Consider the following 21,605-nt stretch of genomic DNA (forward strand, 5'->3'; position numbering starts at 1 on the left):
GTCGGTCTCCTGCGTCGCGTTCTCGAGTTCGTCGCCGTCGGAGACGCTCAGATACGACGCGGCGTCCGTCGTCCCGGCCGTCCCGGTATCGACCGCGACGGTCACGTTGCCGTCGCCGTCGGCGTCGACCACCGTCGCGTGCGCGAGGAAGCCGGCTTCCTGCGACCCGAGGGTGAGACGAGTCGACTCGTTGCTGCCGGGGAGCGCGACCGTCACGTCGGCCGTCGCCCCGCTATCCGTGGTCACGACGGGGTCGACGAACGTCAGCGCGTCGCCGTCGACGGCGGCGGTCGAACCGGAGGCGTTCGTCGGCGGCGACGACGATGCGCTCTCGACGACGAGTGCCGCCTCGTCGGCGGGGTCGTCGCTGGGACCGAGACGCAGGTCGTACTCGGCCGGTGCGATCGGCGACGAGAGGCGGTCGGTCTCCTGCGTCGCGTCCGTCAGTTCGTCGCCGTCGGAGACGCTCAGATACGACGCGGCGTCCGTCGTCCCGGCCGCGCCGGTATCGACCGCGACGGTCACGTTGCCGTCGCCGTCGGCGTCCACGAGCGTGGCGTGCGCGACGAAGTTGGTCGCTTCGGAGCCGATCGTGACGCGGACGGTGCCGTTCGCTTCGGGAACCGAGACCGGAACTTCGGCCGTCTCTCCGCTGGGTACCTGAACGATGCCGTTCTCGACGCCGGCGACTCGCCCGCCGCCGTGGCCGTTCCCGCGACGGGGGCGGCCGCCGCGACGGTCACGGCGAGTGCGGCGAGTGCGAGTGTTCTGGTGGAGGGCTGCATGCGTCTCCGACGTGGCCCGCGTCGGGAGTAAACCGTTCGTAAGCTCATAGCGGACTTTGAGCTTCTCGACAGAGACTTGTCAGACGAGGACGACGTCGAGAGCATGCCGCGAGTCAACGAGGACGACGTCGACTGGACCGAGACGGAAGCGGGCGAGACGACGTTTCGACGGAAGAAACTGGGTTCCGCGGCCGGGGCGACCCGTCTGGGCGCGAGCCTGTACGAACTCCCGCCCGGGAAGTCGTCGTGGCCGTACCACTTCCACACGGGCAACGAGGAGATGGCGTACGTCCTCGCCGGAGAGGGGACGCTCCGAACGCCCGACGGCGAGGAGTCGATACGCGCCGGCGACCTGCTCTCGTTCCCCGCGGACCCCTCGGGCGCGCACAAACTCCGCAACGACGGCGACGAACCGCTTCGCTACCTGATGGTCTCGACGATGCGGGACCCGGACGTGACCGTCTATCCCGACTCGGAGAAGATAGGGGTGTACGCGGGGTCACCGCCGGGCGGCGAGGACGAACGCGTCGTGTCGGGGTACTTCGAACGCGACGAGACGGTGGACTACTGGGACGACGAACCCTGAGGTGCCTCGGGGACGAGTGGTGTGGGTTCGTCGTCGGGGAGACGGAGTGGGGACTGGGCGGGTGCGCGGCGGGGCGGCGGCCCCGTCACGCGAGTGTGGCCTCGATGTCGTCGATGACGCTGCGCGCGGGCCGCCGGTCCCGCGACGGCGCCCGTCCGTCGACGTACTCCCGGAGCACCTCCACGAAGAACGCCAGTTCGTCACGCTCGAAGTCGTCGTCCTCCTCGACCCGGTCGAGGAGTGTGACGGCGGGTTCCGGGGTCTCTCCCTCCTCGACGGCGTCTTCGACGCTGGCCAGGAGGGCGGCGTGGAGTGCCCACGCCTCTTCGTTCGTGAGGTCGAGTGCGGTCGGACTGTCGTGGGCCGAAGCGGTCATTGTGTGCCTCCGGTCTGTGGTAGGGGCCGGCGGTTATAAACTGTGTGTATGATTAGCACACTCCGCGCACGGCCGGCAAAGACTGAAATTCGTCGAGCAGAGCGGCGTCGAGAGGCTCTCGAAGCGCGTCCGGACGTATTCTTCGAGCGAGTTACTCGAAACTGTGAACGTTCCGCTCGTTTACTCGAAGGCCGGAATCCCGGTTGCTGACTGCCATCCCACCGAATCGAGTGAACGGAGTCACTCGAAGGCCGGGATGCCAGTCAGGTCCGCCCCGAGGACGAGGGTGTGGATGTCGTGGGTGCCCTCGTAAGTGTACACCGTCTCGATGTTGGCCATGTGTCGCATCGGCGAGTAGTCGGTGGTGATGCCGTTGCCGCCGAGCATCTCGCGGGCCGTCCGCGTCACCTCGCGCGCCATCCGCACGTTGTGTCGCTTCGCCATCGACACCTGCTGGTGACGCAAGTCGCCGCGCTCTTTTATCTCGGCGAGGCGGTGCGCCATCAGTTGCCCGTTCGTTATCTGCGTCGCCATCTCGGCGAGTTTGTCCTGTTGCATCTGGAAGCGGGCGATGGGCCCGCCGAACTGGTCGCGGTCCTTCGCGTAGGCGAGGGCGTCCTCGAAGGCGTCGCGGGCCGCGCCGACTGCGCCCCACGAGATGCCGTAGCGGGCCTGCGTGAGACACGACAGCGGCCCCTTCATCCCCTCGACGTTCGGGAGGACGTCCTCCTCGGGCACCCACACGTCGTCGAGGCCGATTTCGCCCGTGACGGACGCGCGCATCGAGAGTTTGTCGTCTATCTTGTTCGTGCTCACGCCGTCGCGGTCCGTCTCCACGAGGAAGCCTCGAACCGGCGCGTTCGCCGCGGAGGTGTCGCGCGCCCAGACGACGGCCACGTCGGCGATGGGCGAGTTCGTTATCCACGTCTTCGACCCGTTCAGCACGTAGCCGTCGTCGTCCCGTTCCGCGCGCGTCTCCATCCCCGAGGGATTCGACCCGTGTTCGGGTTCGGTCAGGCCGAAACAGCCGACGGCCTCGCCGGTGCCGAGTTCGGGGAGCCACCGCTCTTTCTGCTCCTCGGAGCCGAACGCGTCGATGGGGTACATGACGAGTGCGCCCTGCACGCTCGCCATCGACCGAATGCCCGAGTCGCCGGCCTCTAGCTCCTGCATCAGGATTCCGTACGCGCGGTCACCGACGCCCGGGAGGCCGTAGCCGTCGATGGTGGGGGCGTAGAAGCCGAGTTCGCCCATCTGCGGAATCAGGTCCATCGGGAACGTCCCCTCCTCGAAGTGCTCACCGATGTCGGGTTTGACCTCGCTCTCGACGAACCGTCGCGCCTCGTCTCGAATCATCCGCTCCTCCGCCGTGAGGTCCTCTTCTAAACCCAGATAATCGAGCATGATGGTACTGCGGGGGACGGTGGACAAAAGGTGTTCGCTCGGCGACGGCGGGCCGCCCCGACCCCCGACCGCTCGTCGGTCGGTTCGGACGGCGACTCCACCGCACTCGTCGCCGAGTGACCCGACTGCCGGGGGGCGAACCCTTTTGACCCGTCCTGTGAAGGAGTGACACATGTCCGAGCGAGAACGTGAGCGCGAGCGAGAGTCCCCGAAACAGGCGCTGTTCGACAGTATCGAGTCCGAGCGCGAGCGACTGAAGACGGTCGCCCGCGACATCTGGGAGCGTCCCGAAGTCGCCTGCGGGAGACCGAGTCGAGCGAACGCCTCCAGTCGGTCCTGCGCGAGGAGGGGTTCGAAATCGAGACGGGCGTGGGCGGCATCGAGACGGCGTTCGTCGCCCGCTACGGCGACGAGGACCCCGTCGTCGGCACGATGGGCGAGTTCGACGCCCTCCCGGGGATGAGTCAGCGAGCGACGGCCGAACGCGACCCGGTCGACCCGGGCGGGCCGGGACACGGCTGCGGGCACAACCTGTTCGGCGTCGGGAGCCTCGGCGGCGCACTCGCCGTCGCGCGCGCCATCGACCGCGGCGACCTCTCGGGCTCCGTCGTCTTCTTCGGGACGCCCGCCGAGGAGGCCGGCGGCGGCAAGGTGTACATGGTCCGTGACGGCGCCTTCGACGACGTGGACGCCATCGTCTCCTGGCACCCCGCTGGTACAACGCGCCGAGCAAGGGTTCGTGTCTCGCCAACGACGCGTTCGACTTCACCTTCGTCGGCGAGACGTCGCACGCCGCCGCCGCGCCAGAGTCGGGGCGCTCCGCGCTCGACGCGGTGCAACTCATGAACACCGGCGTCGAGTACATGCGCGAACACGTCTCCGACGCGTCCGCATCCACTACGTCGTCCGGAACGGCGGCACCGCGGCCAACGTCGTCCCCGGCGAGGCCAGCGTCGAGTACCTCGTGCGCGCCCCGGAACGCGACGAGGTCGAACGCGTCTCCGAGTGGGTCCGCGACGTCGCCGAGGCGGCCGCGAAGATGACCCGGACCGAAGTCGAGGCCACCAAGACCGCCGGCATGTACGGCGTCCTGCCGAACCACACCATCGCCGACGCCATCCGAGCGAACATGGAGCGCGCCGAGTTCCCGCTGGACGACGACCAGCGCGCGTTCGCCGGGGGAACTCCGCGAGACGCTCGGCGACGTGGAGGGCGCACTCGGAGAACTGCCCGAGTCGGAGCGCGAAGCCGCCCGCGAGGCGGCGATGTTCACCCGGCCTATCGACGCCCCGGACGAGGACGAGACCGGGTCCTACTCGACGGACTCGGGCGACGTGTCGTGGAACGTCCCGCTCGGGCGGTTCACGGCCGCGACGTGGCCCGTGGGGACGCCCGCCCACTCGTGGCAGGCCGTCGCGGCCGGCAAGGAGGTGGGGACGGCGGGGATGGAGTTCGCGGCGAAGACCATCGCGGCGACGCTCGCTGACCTCATCGCCGACGACGAACTCCGCCGGCGCGCCCGCGCGGAGTTCGAGGAACAGTCGGCCAGCCACGAGTACGAGAGTCCGCTCCCCGACGGCGCGACCCGTACGAACTCGTGAGTCGGTAGTGGGAGACGGCCGAGAGAGAACCGGAGAGTGACCGAAAAGAGAGCGAGAGACCGCCGCGAGACGGTCAGGCCGCCGCGTCCATCCGGACCCGTCGGGCGTAGGCGGCGAAGTTGTCGAACAGGCGCTTGGCCTCGCAGGCCGCGTCGTAGTTCTCGGCGGTGATGCCGTCGAGGACGGACTGGATCCGTTCGTCGGGCAGGTCCTTGCCCTTCGTCACCGCCTCCGCGGTGTCGGTGTCGTACTCGGGGTGGAACTGCACGCCCCACGCGTGGCCCTTCCGGAAGGCGTGGACGCCGTAGTCGTTCTCCGCGAGGAGTTCCGCGCCCGCCGGGAGTTCGGTGACGGCGTCCGAGTGCGTCGTGAAGACGGTGAACGTCTCGTCGATGCCCTCGAACAGTTTGCTCTCCGTCGTCCGCGACACCTCGCGGTAGCCGATTTCGTACTCGCCCATGTCCTCGACGCGGCCGCCGAGTGCCTCCGCGACCACCTGGTGACCGTAGCAGACGCCGAGTATCGGCACGTCGCGGTCGGCGGCGTCGGCGACGTAGTCGACGAGGGGCGGAATCCACTCCTCGTCCCAGTAGACCGACGCGCGCGACCCGGTGACGACCACGCCGTCGAAGTCGAAGTGCGACGGCAGTTCGCTCTCAGTCGCGTCGAACTCCGCCAGGTCGGCGTCCAGTTCCCGTCGAAAGTTCCGTCGCGTGTTGGTGTCTCCGTGTGAGGCGTCCAGTAAGGCGAAACGGAGTGTCCCGGTTTCCTGAGTCATCGTGAGAGCCAACGACGTGGGACGAAAAATGACTTGCGCTCGTGCGAGGGATTGCCGTTCCCTCGGTGATCGGTGCCGCGCGGCCTACTCGTCGTCGGCGTCGGCGAGGAAGCCCAGCAGTTCGTCGTTGACGCGCTTGGACCGTTCGACGTGCGCGAGGTGGCCCGCGTCCTCGACGGCGACGAACTCGCCGCGCGGGAGGGCCTCGGCCAACTCGCGGCCGCGGTCGACGGGCCAGACGCTGTCGGCGGTGCCGTGGACGACCAGTGTGGGCGCCGTCACCTCGTACGGCGCGTCGAGTTCGTAGTCCCGGATAGCGGCAACTTGTGCCTCCCACGCGTCGGGCGCGGCGTCCTCCTCGGCGCGCCACTCGACCATCTGCCGGACCGCGTCGGGGTGGCGCTCGACGAACCGGTCGGACAGGGCCGCCGCGAGCGACCGTTCGAGTCCCTCGCGGTCGTTCGGCGGGGCGTAGAGCGATTCGAGGGCGAGGTCCGCGCCGGAGGCGGCGGACCCGAGACAGACCAGACGGTCGACGCGCGCGGTGGTGCGCGCCGCCGCCAGACCGACCACGCCGCCGAGTCCCGCGCCGACGACGGTGGCAGAGCGGAGTCCCGCGTCTGAGAGGACGCTCGTCAGGTCGGCGACGAGGTCCGACATCGCGTAGGGGCCCGCCGGCGCGTCCGACCGTCCCGCGCCGCGGACGTCCGTGACGACGCTCTCGTACGGGCCCGCGACGGCGGCGTGTTGCCACCCCCACTGCCACGCGCCGTAGCCGGCGTCGCCGACGAACACCACCGGGTCGCCGTCGCCGTCGCGTTCGTAGTAACAGGAGACGCCAGCGTTCGAAGCCAGAGGCATGCGCGGCAATCGGCGAGGGTCGGCCTTATACCTTCGACAAGCGCTCCCGCGACGGGCTACTGCGTCTGCAGTCGCCAGTCGTCCGCGTCGGCGTCGTACGCGAGGACGCCGTGGAACAGCGTCTTGAGCGTGTTCACCGTCGTCTCGTCCTGCGTCGTCGGGTCGAGGAAGAACAGGCCGGTGGCCCCCACGGCGTCCAGACGGCCCGTGAGGACGTGCAGGAACCGGTAGAGCGTCTCGACGGAGACGTACTGGAGCACGAGCGTCAGCGAGTCGAGGGAGACGACGACGGCGGCGTCCTCGTCCTGCCAGTCGTTCAGGTACTTCGTCACCTGCATCCCGATGCCCGTCGCGTCCGCGGGACTCGACACCGTCTCGACGGCGACGCCGTCCGGCGGGTCCCCCGCGAACGAGTCCGGCGTCGTCACGACGGCGGCCGCCGCCGGCGCGTCGCCGAGGACTTCCACCCAGTGGTCGTACCACTGGGTCGCCGGCCGCGAGAAACTGATGCCGAGGAGGTGAACGGGGCGTTCGTCGCCGACGAGGAGTCGCTTGCACGTCGCGTCCGACCCGGACTGCAACTGCGGGCGAAGGACGAGGACGTTGGCGGCGTCCCGCGTCTCGTTCGTCACCCGTTCTGTGAGCTCCATGCAGTTGTTTTAGAAATCCAACAGATAGTCTTAACTCTTGCTCTGTCGTCAAACGGTGAGGTTCGGTCCGAAACGAACGTCAGGATCGATGGTCCGCGCGAGGGCGTCGGCCGGCGAGGCGCGTCCCTCCGGGGCGCCGGCCGCGGAAGTGCGTCCCCCCGGGGGGACGCCTCAGGCGTCGAGAACCTGCCGGAGCACGTCCGGCGCCTCCGCCAGCACGTCGTCCAGAGCGTCGACGTTCGGACCGCCGCCCTGCGCGAAGTCCGGCGGGCCGCCGCCGCCGCCGCCGACGCGCGAGGCGAGTTGACCGACGACTTCGCCCGCGTGATGCCCACGCCGTCGGGGACGCCGACGACGAACTGGGCGCTGCCGCCCGCGGCGGAGCCGAGGACGGCCACTTTGCCCTCCCCGACGATGGCGTTGGCCGTCGCGCGGAGTTCGTCGGCGTCGCCGTCGAGTCGCTGAACGACGGCGGGCGTGCCGTTCACGTCCGTCTCCTCCGTCTCCGCGGCGGCGCGCGCCTCCGCGAGTTCGGACTTCAGCCGGTCGATGGTCTTGCCGCGTTCCTTCCACTCGGTGAAGAACCGCTCGGCCGTGTCCGGCACGTCCTCGGGGTTCACGTCGAGCACCTCGGCCGCGTCGTAGAGGGCGTCTTCGGTGCGCTGCGTCGCCTCGATGGCCGCGTCGCCCGCGGCGAAGACGACGCGTTCGATGCCGTCCTGCACCGGTTCGGTCGTCAGCACCTTGATGGCGCCGATGTCGCCGGTCCGCTTGACGTGCGTCCCGCCGCAGGCCTGCACGTCGTCGCCGACGGAGATGACGCGGATGTTCTGTCCCGGCGGGATGCCGCCCTGATAGAGGTCGAACCCGTACCGCTCCTCCGCTTCGTGGCGGTCCGGCCACTCCTGTTTCACCGGGACGTTCCGCATCACGACGTCGTTGGCCACCTGCTCTATCCGCTTGACCTCCTCGCGCGTGATTCGCTCGTAGTGGGTGATGTCGAAGCGGGCGCGGTCGGTGCCCTTCTGTGCCCCGGCCTGTCGCACGTGGTCGCCGAGCACCTGTCGGGCCGCGTAGCCGACGACGTGCGTCGCCGTGTGGTGCCGCATCAGGCGGCGGCGACGCTCCACGTCGAGTTGCCCGCGGACGAACTCGCCCTTGCCGGGGTCCTCGTCAGTCCGGTGCAGGACGACGCCGTCGCGTATCTGCACGTCCGTCACCTGCACCGTCGTGTCGTCCGTCGAGAGCGTCCCGTGGTCGGCCGGTTGCCCGCCGCCCTCGGGGTAGAACATCGTCTGGTCGAGGACGACGTCGTAGCCCGCCTCGCGTTCGAGGACGTCGAGGACGACGGCCTCGAACTCGGTCCGCTCCTGGTCGTCGTAGTAGAGCTTCTCCGTGTCGGGCAGGTCAGAGAGGCGGTCCTCGCGTTCCTCGGCCGCCTCGGCGGCCCCTTCGCCCTCGTGTCGGTCGGCGACCAGCGAGTAGAAGTCGTCCGGCACGTCCACCCGCGCACCGCGCTCTTCGGCTATCTCCTCGACCATGTCGGGTTGGATGCCGTGGGAGTCGTACAGTTCGATGAGTTCCTCGACCGGGATGGGCTCGTCGCGGCCGGCGTAGTCGTCGGCGAGCGTCTCGACCTTCCGCGTCCCGCGTTCGAGCGTCTCGCGGTACTTCCGCTCCTCGGTCCGCACGATGTCGCGGATGGTGTCGCGGTTCTCGTAGCCGAGGCGTTCGGCCTGCATGTCCACGAGTTCGTCGAGAGGGGCGTCGACGCCCACGTTGTCGACGAGGCGCTTCGTCCGACGGAGGACCATGCGCGCGAGGTAGCCCGTCCCGACGTTCGAGGGGACGATGCCGTCGCCGAACATGTACGCGAGCGTCCGGCAGTGGTCGGCGATGGCGTAGATGTCTTCGAGGGGACGGAGCAGAGCCGTCAGTTCGTCGGCGTCGACGCCCAACTGGTCGGCGATGTCGACGCGCGCCTCGTACACGTCTCCACCTCGTCGATGTCGAGATAGCCCGACAGTTTCGCGGCGCGGTGGACGAGTTCCTCCTCGTCGTCGGTGAGGGTGAGGTTGGCGTTCTCCTTCAGGAACTCGATCATGTCCGGGTACACCGCCTCGTAGACGGTGGCGGTCCCCTGCGACACCCACGCCCAGCGTTCGAGGCCGTAGCCGGTGTCGACGATGTAGGTGTCCATCGGCGAGTACCGGTTGCCGTCCTTCATCTCGTACTCGCCATCGGGGTCCTGTTCCATCGACATGAAGACGAGCGTCGCCAACTCGGCGCCGCGGTACAGCACCTCGAAGGCGGGGCCGGCGTTGCCGCCGCCGACCCACGGGTCCTCGATGTACGTTATCTCTTCGAGGTCCGCGCCCATGTGCTCGAAGAACTCGTCGCAGAGTTCGACCGTCTCGTCCTTCCAGTAGACTTCGCCGGAGTAGGCGTACTCGTCGCCGACCTCCTCGCGGGCGTTGAACGCGTGGTGGGCCATCATCTCGAACGCCATCGTGTGCCGGCCCGTCTTCCCCACGTTGTCGATGTCCTGCATCCGGATACAGGGCTGCGAGATGGTGAGCGGGTTCGCCGGCGGCGGCGTCTGTCCGCTGGTGACGAGCGGTTGGAAGTCGTAGATAGACGCCTGCGTCAAGAGCACGTCGTCACGCCAGCGGTTGGCCGCGACCGGGTACGGTTCGATGCGTTCGTGGCCGTGTTCCTCGAAGAACGAGAGGAACTCCTCTCGCATCTCTTCGAGGGTGTACTCCTCGTCGAAACCGGGGTTGTCGATGAACGAGTAGTCGTCCGCCGGCGGTTCCCCACACGTCTCGCGGTCGGGGTCCCGCGTCCAGAAGTACGCGTCGGTCACCGGGCACTGTTTCCGGTAGAACCCCTCCTCCTCGAAATAGTCGAGGCGGTACTCCTCTTCGAGTTCGCTCATTACCCCAGATTGACCCACGGCCGGGTAAAACAGTTCCGGGTGTGCGGGACGGGGACCGACGATTTCGGTATCGTTTCCGCACTCGCGGGCGGGAAACGAGCGTCCGACGCGCGGCCGCCGCCGACACCGCTAACGTCGTCGCCCGACTACTCGCGCGCATGGAACTACGCGAGTCTCTCCGGCGACGCCCCGCGGTCGAGTGGGTGGCGTGGGTACTGCTCTCCGAACTTGCGGGCGTCGTCGGCGGCGTGGCGACGGCGTCGGCCATCGGGACGTGGTATCAGACGCTCGTCCAACCGGCGTTCGCGCCGCCGAACTGGGTGTTCGGTCCGGTGTGGACGACGCTGTACGCCCTGATGGGGACGGCGGCGTTCCTCGTCTCCCGGTCCTCGCACCCGCGGGCCCGCGTCGCCCTGTACGCCTTCCTCGGCCACCTCGTCCTCAACGTGGCGTGGTCCCTGGCGTTCTTCGGCCTGCAGTCGCCGCTGTACGGCCTCGTCGTCATCGTTCCCCTCCTCCTCGCCATCGTCGCCGTCACCGCCCTGTTCGGCCGCATCGACCGCCGGGCCGCGGCACTCATGCTCCCGTACCTCGCCTGGGTGGCGTTCGCGACGGCGCTCAACTATCGGTTCTGGGTGTTGAACTAAATCGTGAGGAATCACACCGCGTTCCGGACGAACGCGCCGCAACAGTTATGTGAATCCTGAATGTTCTCTAGCCAGACTGACGTGCGAGGACTGGAGCAACTGCGACTCGCCGTGGACGACCCGGCGGCAATGGAGCATCTGACGCTGGTGTCCGATTCGGGGTCCTTCGTCCCGGCCGGCGACGACGAACCGGCAGACGTCGCCATCGTCACCGACCCGTCGAGCGAATTCGAACGCGACGTGCCGGTCGTCTGCTACGCCGACTGCGACCCGGCGGCGGTGCCCCGACCGGAGCGGTTCGACGCGTTCGTGCGGCGGGGCGACGAGGAATCGCTCCGCACGCAACTCCGCTGGCTCGCGGCGCGGGCCGACGGCGTGGCGGCCCACGAGACGAGGCTCAGACGACTCTACGAGGGGAGTTCGAGACTCATCTCGGCCGAGACGACCGACGAACTGTTGGACAAGACGCTCGACATCGCCGACCGCATCCTCGCGTTCGACAACTCCGTCGTCTGCACCGACGCCGGCGACGGCTTCCACGTCCGCGCCACCGACGACGACTTCGACGACGACGACCGAATCGACTACGACAGGGGACTCGTCGGTGAGACGCACCGGACGGGCGAATCGTTCCGCCTCGACGACGTCCGAGACAGCGACGTGGCCGACCCCGCCGACCCGGGGTTCCGGTCGGTCGTCAGCGTGCCCATCGGCGACGTCGGGGTGTTTCAGGCCATCTCGACGGACGTGAACGCGTTCGACGAGACGGACCGCCGCCTCGCGGAACTGCTCGTCTCCTACGTCGCCGAGACGGCCGCACGAATCGAGTCCGAGGCGGCGCTTCGGGAGAGCCGAAGCCGCGTCGAAGCGCTCCACCGCGGCACGGTCGAACTCGCCGCCGTCACCGACATCGACGAACTGTTCGAGCGAACCGTCGCGGTCACCGACGAGATTCTCTCGTTCGACCTGAGCTACGTCGGCGTCGTCGACGACGGCTTCATCGTCCCCGCCGCGATGTCGGAGGGGTTCCCCGAGGACGGCGCGGAGGTCAAGTCGCTCGAAGACGGCGGCGTCGCCGCCGCCGTCTACCGAACGCAGGAGACGCGTCTCGTCACGGACATGGCCGAGGCCGACGACGCCGAACCGGCGAAGGACACCTATCGGTCGGGGCTGAGCGTCCCAATCGGCGACTTCGCGGTGTTTCAGGCCGCCGCGTACACGCCGCACGCGTTCGACGAGACGGACGCGGAACTCACCGAACTCCTGATGGCGCACGTCGCCGTGACCGCCGAGCGAATCCGCGCCGAGGAGGACCTCCGCGAGGAACGCGACCGCTCGACCGCCCTGTTCGAACACGTCTCCGACGCCGCCGTCGCCTATCAGGTGGACGAGGGCGCGTGCGTCGCGTCGGTCCAGAGCGTCAATCACGCCTTCGAGGAGCGGTTCGCCCGGTGCGGTGTGGACGTCATCGGCGAGGACCTCGTCGCCGAAATCGTCCCCGACGACGAGACGGACCCCCCGGAATTGAGCGTCGCGGCGGGGGAGCGACGGCGCTGCGAGGTGCAGCGACTCGCGAACGGCGACCGGCGCGAGTTCATCCTCAACGTCGTCCCACTCGACCCCGACGCCGCCGACGGCGTGGGGTACGCGCTCTACACCGACATCACCGAGCGGAAAGAGCGCGAGTCGGAGCTGAGACGGCAGAACCAGCGGTTGGAGGAGTTCGCCAACATCGTGAGCCACGACCTGCGGAACCCCCTCGCGGTGGCGCAGGGACACCTCGAACTGGCACGCGAGACGGACCGCGAGGAGTCGTTCGAAGCGGTGGCGGACGCGTTGAACAAGATGGAACGACTCATCGACGACCTGCTGTCGCTGGCGCGGCAGGGCGAAGTCGTCGGCGAGACGACCCCCGTGGACGTGGCGGCGGTCGCCCGTCGGGCGTGGGACACCGTCGAGACCGAAGACGCGACGCTGGAGAGCGCCACCGCGACGGTCGAGGCCGACGACGAGCGTCTGGCCGAACTGCTCGGGAACCTGTTTCGGAACTCGGTCGAGCACGGCGCTCGACGTACCTCCGGTCGCTCTCCTCCCGGAGACGGCGTGGAACACAGTTCCACGAGCAACCGGACGTCGTCCGGTGACAGCGTGGAGCATGGCTCCACGAGCAGTCGGCCGGCGGCCGACGAAGCCGTCGAACACGGCGACACGAGCGGCGGCGTCACGATTCGCGTCGGTCCGTTGGACGGCGAGCGGGGGTTCTACGTCGAAGACGACGGCCCCGGCATCGACGAGGACCGCCGCGAGTCGGTGTTCGACCCCGGCGAGACCACCGGCGGCGACGGCATCGGCTACGGTCTCACCATCGTCTCGCGCATCGCGGAGGCGCACGACTGGGACGTGTCGGTGACCGAGAGCGCCGACGGCGGCGCGCGGTTCGAGTTCCGAGCCGACTGAACCGACTCGTTACTCGTCGGTCGCGGCGGCCAACGACGCGAGCAGCGCCTCCAGTTGCACCTGCTCGTTCGCCCCCTCGGTGATGCGGTAGTCCGCCTCGCCGATGCGCTCCATCAGGCGGACCGTCGTGCGTTCGTCCAGGTCGAAGTCCCACACCGACCGGTGCAGTTGGTCGATGATGTCGCCGCCGGCCATCCCGGTGTCGACGAGGAGCGTCTCCAGTTTCGACCGGGCGGCGAGGAAGTCGCCGTCGATGGCCGACTGGACCATCGCCTCGATGTCCTCGGGGCGAGCCGTCGAGGTGATGAGGTAGACGGCCTCCTCGTCCACCACCTCGCCCGTCGTCGCCGCCGCCTGCAGGGAGTTGATGGCGCGGCGCATGTCGCCGCCGGCGGCGTAGACGAGGGCGTCGAGTCCGTCCTCGGTGAGTTCGATGTCCTCGGCCGCGGCGATGTCGCGCACCTGTTCGGCCACGGCGTCGTCCCCGAGGGGCGAGAAGCGGAACACCGCACACCGCGACTGGATGGGGTCGATTATCTTCGAGGAGTAGTTACACGAGAGGATGAAGCGCGTGTTGTCGGAGAACTGCTCCATCGTCCGGCGCAGGGCCGACTGCGCGTCCGAGGTGAGAGAGTCCGCCTCGTCGAGGAAGATGACGCGGTAGTCGAAGCCGCCGAACGACGAGCGCGCGAAGTTCTTGATTCGGTCGCGCACCACATCGATGCCGCGTTCGTCCGAGGCGTTGAGTTCGAGGAAGTTGCCGCGCCAGTCGTCGCCGTAGATGGCGCGGGCGATGGCCGTCGCGGAGGTGGTCTTGCCGACGCCCGCCGGGCCCGCGAACAGCAGGTGCGGCAGGTCGTCCTGTTCGATGTACGAGCGGAGTCTGTCGACGATGTCCTCCTGCCCGTACACGTCGTCCAGCGTCTGCGGTCGGTACTTCTCGATCCATATCTCGCGACCCGTGGGGGCGTCCTCCGCGTCCGCGGCCTCGCTCATACGCTGCACACGGTCCCGGCGGGTGATAAAGCACCCGCGTTGCGCCGCCGACCGGAGCGAAACCGAGAAACCCGCGGCGGGCGGAGAGGCGGCCATGCACGTCACCGTCGAAGTCGTCGGCGAGGACACCCGCGAGGTCAGCGTCGGCGACGACGACACGTACGCCGACCTGATTCGGGCGGTGGACCTCAGCCCCCACGAGGTGTCCGTCCTCGTCGACGGGTCGCCCGTTCCCGAGGACCAACCCGTCGCCACCGACCGGGTGAAGATTCTCCGCCTCATCAAGGGCGGAGCAGAGTGAGGCGGCGGCGTGACCGAGATACGTCGTGCCCGGCCCGACGACCACGGACGCGCCGTCGAACTGCTCGACGCCGCGATGCTCGAAGTCGACGCCGACCGCGTCCGCGACCGAATCGACCGCGGGGGCGTCCTCGTCGCCGAGGCTGACGGCCGCGTCGTCGGCGTCTGCGTCCTCGCAGACCGGGGCGCGGCGACGGAGATAGCCCAGATAGCGGTGCATCGCTCTCGACGGGCGCGGGGCATCGGCCGGCGACTGGTCGAGGCGGCCGCGACGGAGACGAACGGACCGCTGACGGCCACGTTTCGGCGGCAGGTCCGCCCGTTCTACGAGTCGCTCGGGTTCGAGATAGCGCCCGCTACGGAGGGGGCGGACGACGGCGGGGACGGCGGAGGGGACGACGCCGTGGGTGACGACGACCCCCCGACCGATGGCCGGTGCCGCGGCGTCCTCAGATGAGCGGCGCGACCAGTTCGCGGCCCGCGTCGAGGAGTTCGCGGACGGCCTCCTCGCTGGACGCCTCGGCGTAGACGCGCATCTTCGGCTCCGTCCCCGAGGGGCGGGCGAGGAGCCACGACCCGTCCTCCAGCAGGAGTTTGAAGCCGTCGAGGGTGACGACTTTCTCGATGTCCCGTCCCGCGACCTGTTCGGGGAGTTCGTCGTCCAGTTCGTCGATGACGCGCTGTTTCTCGGCGTCGGGGCAGTCGAGACTTATCTTGTCGGCGACGATGTCGCGTGGGTGTCGAGGAGTCGGTCCACGCGTTCGTCCATCGGTTCGGCGACGGCCGCGGCCGCGCCGAGCAGTCCCATCAGGACGCCATCCTTCTCGCGGACGTGCCCGCGGATGGAGAAGCCGCCGGACTCCTCGCCGCCCATCAGCGCGTCGTGTTCCTTCATCGCGTCGGCGACCCACTTGAAGCCGACAGCCGTCTCGAACACCTCCTCGCCGTGCGCCTCGGCGATGCGGTCGATGAGGAACGTCGTCGAGACGGTTCGGATGGCCGGACCGCTGTCGTCGGCGAGGAGGTAGTCGTACGCGGCGGCGAAGAACAGGTTCTCGTCGAGGTGGCCGCGTTCGGGCGTGACGAACGCCACGCGGTCGGAGTCGCCGTCGTTGGCGACGCCGAGGTCAGCGTCCTCCTCGCGGACCCGTTCGACCAACCGTTCGAGGTTCTCGGCGCTCGGTTCCGGCGGCGACCCGCCGAACTCGGGGTCGCGGTCCCCGCGGATGCTGATGACCTCGGCGCCCGCCGATTCGAGGAGGGCGTCGGTGACGCCGCGCCCCGACCCGTGCATGGCGTCGTAGACGACGGTGAGTCCCGAGAGGTCGGCGTCCACCAGTTCGCGGGCGTGCTCGAAGTGCGGCGTGACGATGTCCACCTCCTCGACGGTCCCGTGTTCGGACTCGGGGAGCAGGTCGGGTTCGGCGAGGCGTTCCTCGATGGCCTCCGTCACCTCGGGGAGGGCGGGCGCGCCGTCCGAGGGGATGAACTTCACGCCGTTGTACTCCGGCGGGTTGTGCGACGCCGTTACCATCAACGCGCCCGAGAGGCCGCGGTCGGCGATGGCGTAGGCGACGAGCGGCGTCGGTCGGTCGCGGTCCGGAAGGAGGACGTCGAAGCCGTTGCCCGACAGCACCTCCGCCAGCGACTCGGCGAACCCGAGCGAGGTGTCCCGCGCGTCGTAGCCGACGAAGACGGGCGCGTCGAACCCCTCGTCTGTGAGATAGTCGGCGACGGCCTGTCCCACGATTCGGACCCGGTCGTCCGTGAACGTGTCCAGCGTCGCGCGCCACCCGTCGGTCCCGAAGGAGATAGCGTCCATGCGGAGACGTGCGCCGCCGTCGGTCAAAAAGGTACGCCGCGAACGGGGCGACGGAACCGGCCGCTCGGCGGGAGCCAACGGGCTTTTGCTCGTCGGTCCCCCCTCTCCGGACGATGACGCGAATCGTGGCCGTCTGCGGGAGCAGACGCGAGGGGAGTTACACCAAGCGGTCGCTCGAAATCGTGCTCGACGCCGCGCGCGACGCCGGCGCCGAGACGACGATGCTCGACTTGGGCGCCGTGGACCTCCCCCTCTACCACCCGGACAGAGACGAACAGGGCGAATCCGAACGGCTGACACGACTCGTCCGCGAGGCGGACGGCGTCGTCGTCGGGTCGCCCGTCTACCACGGGTCCTACTCCTCGACGTTCCGCAACTTCCACGACTACTGCTCCAAGGACGAGTTCGAGGACACCGCCGTCGGACTGGTGGCCACCGCGGGCGGCGGGTCCTACGGCGCGACGCTCGAACACATGCGGAGCACCATCCGCGGCGTCCACGGCCGCGTCGTCCCCGAACAGGTCGGCGTCCGCGGCGCGTACAACGTCTACGACGGCGACGAACTCACCGACGAGGACGTGCGCCGGCGCCTCGTCTCGTTGGCCGAGTCCGTCGTCGAGGAGGCGCGACGCCTCCACCCGGAGACGGCGCGGGCCGCCTGCGCGGACGACTGAGCGTCAGCCCTCGACCAACCGCTCTTTCGCCCGCCGGGACAACTGCTTTATCTCGTACTCGCGCGACATCGCCGCCGACCGCGAGTCGAACGACTCCCTGTGCACCAGTTCGACCGGCGTCCGGCCGCGGGTGTACTTCGCGCCCTCGCCCGCGTCGTGTTCCTCGACGCGCCGCGCCACGTCCGTCGTGTACCCGGTGTAGAGGGTGTCGTCCGCACAGCGGAGGACGTAGACGTAGTGGTCGCCCATCGCCGCGGCCTCACTCCACCTCGACGTCTCCACCACGTCCGCGAGGCGGGCGCTGTCGGCGACGCCGTGGCTCACGGTCAGCGGCGACACGCTGACGGCGGCGTCCACCATCGCGCGGCGGTCCGAGCCGACGGGGTACCGGTCGCGGTGCGTCTCCGCGAGGGGGAACGGGTTCTCCCAGCCGACGGCGTCGGGCCACGTCCGGTCGTTGAGTTCGACGCGGCGTTCGTCCGGCCCGAGTTCGTCGTCCTCGACGGGTTCGACCTGCTGGCCGTAGTCGTGGTGCGGTTCGGTCAGCATCACCGGCGGGTGCGGCGAGTCGACGGGCGCGTTCACGTTCAACAGGTCCACGTCGTCGTAGACGCCGGCCGAGAGGGCGCGTTCGACCAGGCCGACGGCGACGCGGGCGGGCCGGCCGAAGTCGTACTCCTCGGGCGGCGAGAGGAAGAAGTCCGTCGAGTGGTACGCGGAGATGGCGAGTGCGGGCGTCCCGAGGAACGCGGCTTCGATACCCGCGCCGACGGTGCCGGACCGACCGACGACGTAGTTGCCGGCGTTCGGTCCGTCGTTGACGCCGGCGACGACCACGTCGAAGTCCGCGTCCAGTCCGCGGAGGCCGTAGGCGACGCAGTCGGCGGGCGTCCCCGCGAGGGCGTACCCCCACGGGTGGTCGCGGACGACGGCGGTGTGGTTGCGGGTGCGGCCGACGCCGCTCTGGTTGCCGTCGGGCGCGACGACGGTCACGTCGCCGAGGGAGGTGAGTTCCTCGCGGAGCGTGGCGATTCCCGGAGCGTCGATACCGTCGTCGTTCGTCAGGAGGATGGTGTATCCGTCGCTCATCGAATAGTGGAGCGTTCTCGGGGTGCTACGTAGCGTTTCTGGTCTCGCGGAGAAACGACCGGTCGCGTGGTCTCACGCCGGTCGGTTCGAAGGATACGGCTTCGCGTGGTGGTCTTCGTCCGCTTCAGTGGTCATGCAGTGCGGGTTCGTTGTCGTGCGACCTCCGCGATACCCGCGTTCGCCGAGCAGTTGGTGCAGGCGAGCAGTCGCCCTTCACCGTCGGTGAACACGCGCGCGAAGCGTTCAGACACGTGCGACCCGCAGTGGTCGCAAGTTGGCATGGTTGAATCCGGCAGCCACCACATGTGCCGGTAACACGTGTACGAATCCCACCCATATAGGGCTTCGCGCGCGTGCGCGAGGGACACCGAATCGTCCACAAATGTGGTTCGAAACCGGACGTACGTGTTGCGCGCGGAGTCACGAGCGGTCGTGCAGACGCGCCGGAGCGTCACCCCGCCTCAGGCGTCGTCCGCGCCGGTCGGCTCGTCGGTTTCGGTCCGAGCGTCGCTGACCGCGCGTGCGACGAGACCGGCCTGCGCGCCCGCGATGAACCCGGCGTCGACGTTGACCGTCGAGATGACCGTACACGACTGGAGCATCCCCGCGAGGGCCGCCTCGCCCGCGCCGCCGTGACCGTACCCCGTGGACACCGGAAGGCCGATGACGGGCGTGTCCACGAGTCCCGCGACCACCGTCGGGAGTGCGCCCTCGCGGCCCGCGGCGACGATCAGTACGTCCGCGTCGCGGAGGGTATCGAGGTGGTCGAGGACGCGTCCGAGGTGCGCCACGCCCACGTCCTCGACGCGGGTGACGGTCGCACCCATCTCTTCTAAGATGACCGCCGCCTCGCCGGCCGCCTCGGCGTCGGAGGTGCCGCCGGTGACGACGCCCACCGTCGCCGAGAGGTCCGGCGGGTCGAAGTCGGGGGCGTGCGCGACGAGCGTTCGCGCGCGGTCGTCTCTGTCGAACGCGACGGCGTCGTCGAGGGCGTCCACGACGGCGCTCACGTGGTCGTCCGCCGCGCGGGTGAGGATGGCGCGTCCGGTGGACCGCACGGCCGCCACCGCGAGCGTCGCCGCCTCCTCCGCCGTCTTCCCCTCCGCGAGGATGGCTTCGGGGACGCCGCGTCGCGTCTCGCGCGCCGCGTCGAACCGTCCGGCGCCGGTCGTCGTGTAACCCGAGAGGCGCGCCTCCGCGACGGCCGGGTCGAGGTCGCCCGCCGCGACGGCCTCTAGAATATCTCGCATGGGCGTGCGTTCGCGCCGGTTCCCCACCTACCTATCGCTTTGGGCCGACGACGCCGAAACGGCGACTCACGGGCGTCTCGGGGCCGGAGAACGGCACGAACGATGTGCCCCCACGTATGTGAACTCCCTCTATATAAATCCGTCCCCACCGAAAGGCCATATCCTACCGATATGGGCGGAGAGGCGGCCGATTTGGGAAATCTTATTAAGTAGGCCTTAGAAGGGGTGTCTGTATGGCAGACCTTATTGTCAAGGCAGCCGTCAAGGAAGCGCTCAACGACAAGAACGTCGCTTCTGACTTCTACGACGCGCTCGACGAGGAAGTGAAGGAACTGCTCGAAGACGCCGCCCGCCGTGCGGAAGAGAACGACCGGAAGACGGTCCAGCCCCGCGACCTGTAAGCCGGTTACCCCAATCCAATTTTCTTTGGACGCGACGACCCGCCACCGGCAGGTCTACCAGTCGCGACGCCGACCGTCGTCTGTGTCCCGCACGCGCAGATTCGCCCTCTCCCTCGCCGCGTTCGCCGTCGCCATCGTCGCGACTCCGACCGTCGCGTTTCTCGTCGTCGCGGACGCGACCCTCCCCCGCCTCACCGCCGCCGTCGGCGGGTCGCTTCTCGCCGGTGGCGTCGGCTACGCCCTCGGTACCGACGACACCGCCGCGCGAGTCGGTCGGTCGCGTCTCGGTCTCGGCCTCGTCTGGGCCCCGGTGGCCCTCGCCGTCGCGTTGCTCGCGGCGGTACTGCTCGGCGGCGAGTCGCACGGCCGAGTGGTCGCGGTGGCGGCGTCGGCGTCGGCACCGCGTTCTTCGGCGGCGCGTTCGCCTGGGGTGCCGCCGCGAGCGAACACGCCGCGCGGGCGACGGCGGGCGAGTCCCCCGTCGTGACGTGGGAGGCGCGGCCGCCGACGACGTGGTGGCGGAAGCCGCGTCTCGTCGGCGGCGTCGGCGTCGCCGCCGTCGTCGCCTCCCTCGTCGTCTCGGTCACCGTCGTGCCCGAGGCGTCCTCGCTGACGACGCTGCTCGGCGGACTCACCGGCGGACTCGTGGGAACCGCCGCCAGCGCGCGCCGCCCGCGGACGTCGCGGCCTATCGGAACGGCGTCGCCGTCGAGTCGAGCGGGACGGTGGTGTTCTACGAGTGGGACCGCATCGCGGCGGTCGACCGGACGGCCGACGCCGTGGTCCTCCGTCGCCGGCGAGCGCTCCCGTGGTCGAGACTCGACGCCCGCGCCGACGCCGTCGACGACGCCGAGGACCTCGTGGCGACGCTCCGAGCGCTCCGCGATTAGGGTCGTCGCACGTCCACGCCGTCGTCGGTGCCGACGTACGCCTCGTCGGCGACGCCGACGAACAGGCCGTGTTCGACGACGCCGGGCGTCGCCGAGAGGTCCGTCGCCAGCGACGCGGGGTCGCGGCGACGCGCCGAACGCGCAGTCGAGGACGAGGTTGCCGTTGTCGGTGACGACGGGGCCGTCCTTCCGGTCGGCCCGCCGAAGCGTCGCCTCGCCGCCGAGCGTCTCGACGCGCGCGGCGACGGCGGTGCGGGCGTCGGGGAGCACTTCCAGCGGCACCGTCCGGTCGAGCGTCTCGGTCACCTTCGAGGGGTCGGCGACGACGACGAACCGGTCGGCCATCGCGTCGACTATCTTCTCGCGGGCGTGGGCCGCGCCGCCGCCCTTTATCAGGTTCAGGTCGGCGTCGAGTTGGTCCGCGCCGTCGATGGCGACGTCCACCGTCGACACCTCGTCCAGCGAGACGAGCGGAATCCCCACCTCGCGGGCGAGTTCGCGCGAGGCGAACGAGGTGGCGACGCCGCGCACGTCTGCGCCGTCGGCGACGGCCCGGCCGAGGGCGCGGATGGCGAACGCGGCGGTGCTTCCGGTGCCGAGGCCGACCGTCGCGCCCGAGGAAACGAGTTCGGCGGCGCGTTCGGCCGCACGGCGCTTCTGGTCGTCCGTGCCGCCCGTCGTCTTCATACCCGTGGCGTCGCGACAGGGGCGCACAAACCTTGCGCTCTCCGGTGGCCGACCGTCGCTCTCGTCGCCGTCGTCGCTCTCGTCGCCGTCGTCGCTCTCGTCGCCGTCGTCGCTCTCGTCGCCGTCGTCGCTCTCGTCACCACCGCGTCGGTCGCAGTCACCGTTTTGCCCCCGGCGGCCCACGTGACGGCCATGACACACGTCGCCGTCGTCGCCGGTGTCGGACCCGGACTCGGAGCGTCCATCGCCCGCCGATTCGCCGCGGAGGGCTGTGCCGTCGCGCTTCTGGCACGCTCCGCGTCGTACGTCGAATCGCTCGCCGACGAACTGGACGAGGGGCCGGGGGCGGGACTCGCCGTCCCGACGGACCTCACGCGACCCGCCGAGGTCCGCGACGCGTCGCGGAGTATCTG

At 69.5% G+C, this 21,605-nt stretch carries 22 protein-coding genes and 6 pseudogenes; 14 read left to right on the top strand and 14 right to left on the bottom strand.

All coding sequences use genetic code 11. From position 1 onward, the window contains the following. Positions 1-549: pseudogene (locus GJ632_RS07430) on the bottom strand (surface glycoprotein); the annotation flags it as partial. Positions 550-888: 339 nt separating this feature from the next. Between GJ632_RS07430 and GJ632_RS07435 the strand changes: the two are divergent. Beyond that, entirely contained in the window at positions 889-1,371 is a 483-nt protein-coding gene (locus GJ632_RS07435; protein WP_191452568.1) for a cupin domain-containing protein, read from the top strand. Between the two features lie 85 nt (positions 1,372-1,456). On the opposite strand, the gene GJ632_RS07440 is transcribed toward GJ632_RS07435, so the two are convergent. Beyond that, positions 1,457-1,747, bottom strand: coding sequence for a hypothetical protein (locus GJ632_RS07440; RefSeq protein ID WP_191452557.1), 291 nt, complete (start codon positions 1,745-1,747; stop codon positions 1,457-1,459). Positions 1,748-1,987: 240 nt separating this feature from the next. Continuing rightward, entirely contained in the window at positions 1,988-3,151 is a 1,164-nt protein-coding gene (locus GJ632_RS07445; RefSeq protein ID WP_191452558.1) for an acyl-CoA dehydrogenase family protein, read from the bottom strand. Between the two features lie 172 nt (positions 3,152-3,323). Here GJ632_RS07445 and GJ632_RS23265 point away from each other — a divergent pair, with 172 nt between their 5' ends. The 3 genes and pseudogenes from GJ632_RS23265 to GJ632_RS25240 form a co-directional block, all read left to right on the top strand. Next, positions 3,324-3,614: a hypothetical protein gene (locus GJ632_RS23265; RefSeq protein ID WP_231751397.1), complete on the top strand. Its 291-nt coding sequence runs from the start codon at positions 3,324-3,326 to the stop codon at positions 3,612-3,614. Beyond that, positions 3,521-3,997 (top strand): M20/M25/M40 family metallo-hydrolase, encoded by a 477-nt coding sequence (locus GJ632_RS25235; protein ID WP_343161079.1) that lies wholly within the window; start codon positions 3,521-3,523, stop codon positions 3,995-3,997. Before GJ632_RS23265 ends, GJ632_RS25235 begins: the two co-directional genes overlap by 94 nt. Continuing rightward, positions 3,891-4,130 (top strand): annotated as a pseudogene (locus tag GJ632_RS25240) (hypothetical protein); the annotation flags it as partial. The gene GJ632_RS25235 and the pseudogene GJ632_RS25240, both read left to right, overlap by 107 nt. On the opposite strand, the gene GJ632_RS25245 reads toward GJ632_RS25240, so the two are convergent. Then, entirely contained in the window at positions 4,049-4,282 is a 234-nt protein-coding gene (locus tag GJ632_RS25245) for a hypothetical protein (RefSeq protein ID WP_343161081.1), read from the bottom strand. The pseudogene GJ632_RS25240 and the gene GJ632_RS25245 sit on opposite strands and share 82 nt — an antisense overlap. Positions 4,283-4,356: 74 nt before the next feature. On the opposite strand from GJ632_RS25245, the gene GJ632_RS25250 reads away from it, so the two are divergent. Continuing rightward, positions 4,357-4,752: a hypothetical protein gene (locus GJ632_RS25250; RefSeq protein WP_343161082.1), complete on the top strand. Its 396-nt coding sequence runs from the start codon at positions 4,357-4,359 to the stop codon at positions 4,750-4,752. 73 nt (positions 4,753-4,825) lie between these two features. Here GJ632_RS25250 and GJ632_RS07455 read toward each other — a convergent pair whose 3' ends face one another. From GJ632_RS07455 to alaS, 4 genes and pseudogenes are all read right to left on the bottom strand, one after another. Further along, a complete protein-coding gene (locus tag GJ632_RS07455; RefSeq protein ID WP_191452559.1) occupies positions 4,826-5,530 on the bottom strand; it encodes a type 1 glutamine amidotransferase in 705 nt (234 codons plus the stop codon). A gap of 84 nt (positions 5,531-5,614) precedes the next feature. Next, positions 5,615-6,391, bottom strand: coding sequence for an alpha/beta fold hydrolase (locus GJ632_RS07460; protein ID WP_197427930.1), 777 nt, complete (start codon positions 6,389-6,391; stop codon positions 5,615-5,617). A gap of 56 nt (positions 6,392-6,447) precedes the next feature. Next, the gene (locus GJ632_RS07465) at positions 6,448-7,041 is read right to left on the bottom strand and encodes a hypothetical protein (protein WP_191452560.1); all 594 of its coding nucleotides are present in this window, start codon (positions 7,039-7,041) and stop codon (positions 6,448-6,450) included. Positions 7,042-7,212: 171 nt separating this feature from the next. Continuing rightward, a pseudogene (alaS, locus tag GJ632_RS07470) lies at positions 7,213-9,979 on the bottom strand (alanine--tRNA ligase). Positions 9,980-10,137: 158 nt separating this feature from the next. Here alaS and GJ632_RS07475 point away from each other — a divergent pair. After that, on the top strand, positions 10,138-10,626 hold the full coding sequence (locus GJ632_RS07475; protein ID WP_089804009.1) for a TspO/MBR family protein: 489 nt from the start codon (positions 10,138-10,140) through the stop codon (positions 10,624-10,626). A 129-nt stretch (positions 10,627-10,755) separates the two neighbouring features. Next, positions 10,756-13,083, top strand: a complete 2,328-nt coding sequence (locus tag GJ632_RS07480; RefSeq protein ID WP_197427931.1) for a GAF domain-containing sensor histidine kinase — start codon at positions 10,756-10,758, stop codon at positions 13,081-13,083. Between the two features lie 9 nt (positions 13,084-13,092). Here GJ632_RS07480 and GJ632_RS07485 read toward each other — a convergent pair whose 3' ends face one another. Further along, entirely contained in the window at positions 13,093-14,079 is a 987-nt protein-coding gene (locus GJ632_RS07485; RefSeq protein ID WP_089804005.1) for a replication factor C small subunit, read from the bottom strand. A gap of 94 nt (positions 14,080-14,173) precedes the next feature. Between GJ632_RS07485 and GJ632_RS07490 the strand changes: the two genes are divergently transcribed. Together GJ632_RS07490 and GJ632_RS07495 are read left to right on the top strand one after the other, a co-directional pair. Beyond that, positions 14,174-14,380: a ubiquitin-like small modifier protein 2 gene (locus GJ632_RS07490; RefSeq protein WP_089806935.1), complete on the top strand. Its 207-nt coding sequence runs from the start codon at positions 14,174-14,176 to the stop codon at positions 14,378-14,380. A gap of 9 nt (positions 14,381-14,389) precedes the next feature. After that, complete coding sequence (locus tag GJ632_RS07495) at positions 14,390-14,836, top strand: GNAT family N-acetyltransferase (protein ID WP_343161080.1); 447 nt, start codon at positions 14,390-14,392, stop codon at positions 14,834-14,836. On the opposite strand, the pseudogene GJ632_RS07500 reads toward GJ632_RS07495, so the two are convergent. Then, positions 14,829-16,201: pseudogene (locus GJ632_RS07500) on the bottom strand (phosphoglucomutase/phosphomannomutase family protein). The gene GJ632_RS07495 and the pseudogene GJ632_RS07500 overlap by 8 nt on opposite strands. Positions 16,202-16,314: 113 nt before the next feature. On the opposite strand from GJ632_RS07500, the gene GJ632_RS07505 reads away from it, so the two are divergent. Next, a complete protein-coding gene (locus tag GJ632_RS07505) occupies positions 16,315-16,875 on the top strand; it encodes an NADPH-dependent FMN reductase (protein WP_191452562.1) in 561 nt (186 codons plus the stop codon). 3 nt (positions 16,876-16,878) lie between these two features. On the opposite strand, the gene GJ632_RS22010 is transcribed toward GJ632_RS07505, so the two are convergent. The 3 genes and pseudogenes from GJ632_RS22010 to larB all read right to left on the bottom strand — a co-directional run bounded on the left by GJ632_RS22010 (position 16,879) and on the right by larB (position 19,214). Beyond that, the gene (locus GJ632_RS22010) at positions 16,879-17,124 is read right to left on the bottom strand and encodes a GIY-YIG nuclease family protein (protein WP_089804002.1); all 246 of its coding nucleotides are present in this window, start codon (positions 17,122-17,124) and stop codon (positions 16,879-16,881) included. Positions 17,125-17,148: 24 nt separating this feature from the next. Next, positions 17,149-17,964 (bottom strand): annotated as a pseudogene (gene surE / locus GJ632_RS07510) (5'/3'-nucleotidase SurE); the annotation flags it as partial. A 461-nt stretch (positions 17,965-18,425) separates the two neighbouring features. Continuing rightward, on the bottom strand, positions 18,426-19,214 hold the full coding sequence (gene larB / locus GJ632_RS07515) for a nickel pincer cofactor biosynthesis protein LarB (RefSeq protein ID WP_191452564.1): 789 nt from the start codon (positions 19,212-19,214) through the stop codon (positions 18,426-18,428). 233 nt (positions 19,215-19,447) lie between these two features. Between larB and GJ632_RS07520 the strand changes: the two genes are divergently transcribed. The 3 genes from GJ632_RS07520 (at position 19,448) to GJ632_RS07530 (ending at position 20,505) form a co-directional block, all read left to right on the top strand. Then, entirely contained in the window at positions 19,448-19,615 is a 168-nt protein-coding gene (locus GJ632_RS07520) for a DUF1931 family protein (RefSeq protein WP_006055446.1), read from the top strand. A gap of 82 nt (positions 19,616-19,697) precedes the next feature. Then, on the top strand, positions 19,698-20,102 hold the full coding sequence (locus GJ632_RS07525; protein WP_191452565.1) for a hypothetical protein: 405 nt from the start codon (positions 19,698-19,700) through the stop codon (positions 20,100-20,102). A 1-nt stretch (position 20,103) separates the two neighbouring features. Continuing rightward, entirely contained in the window at positions 20,104-20,505 is a 402-nt protein-coding gene (locus GJ632_RS07530; RefSeq protein ID WP_191452566.1) for a hypothetical protein, read from the top strand. Here the strand turns inward: GJ632_RS07530 and rpiA are convergent. Next, positions 20,502-21,192: pseudogene (gene rpiA, locus GJ632_RS07535) on the bottom strand (ribose-5-phosphate isomerase RpiA). The gene GJ632_RS07530 and the pseudogene rpiA overlap by 4 nt on opposite strands. Positions 21,193-21,384: 192 nt before the next feature. Here rpiA and GJ632_RS07540 point away from each other — a divergent pair. Beyond that, a partial coding sequence (locus tag GJ632_RS07540) for an SDR family NAD(P)-dependent oxidoreductase (protein WP_191452567.1) occupies positions 21,385-21,605 on the top strand: 221 nt, incomplete at its 3' end.

Source organism: Halogeometricum sp. CBA1124, assembly GCF_009741955.1.
GTDB lineage: Archaea > Halobacteriota > Halobacteria > Halobacteriales > Haloferacaceae > Halogeometricum > Halogeometricum rufum.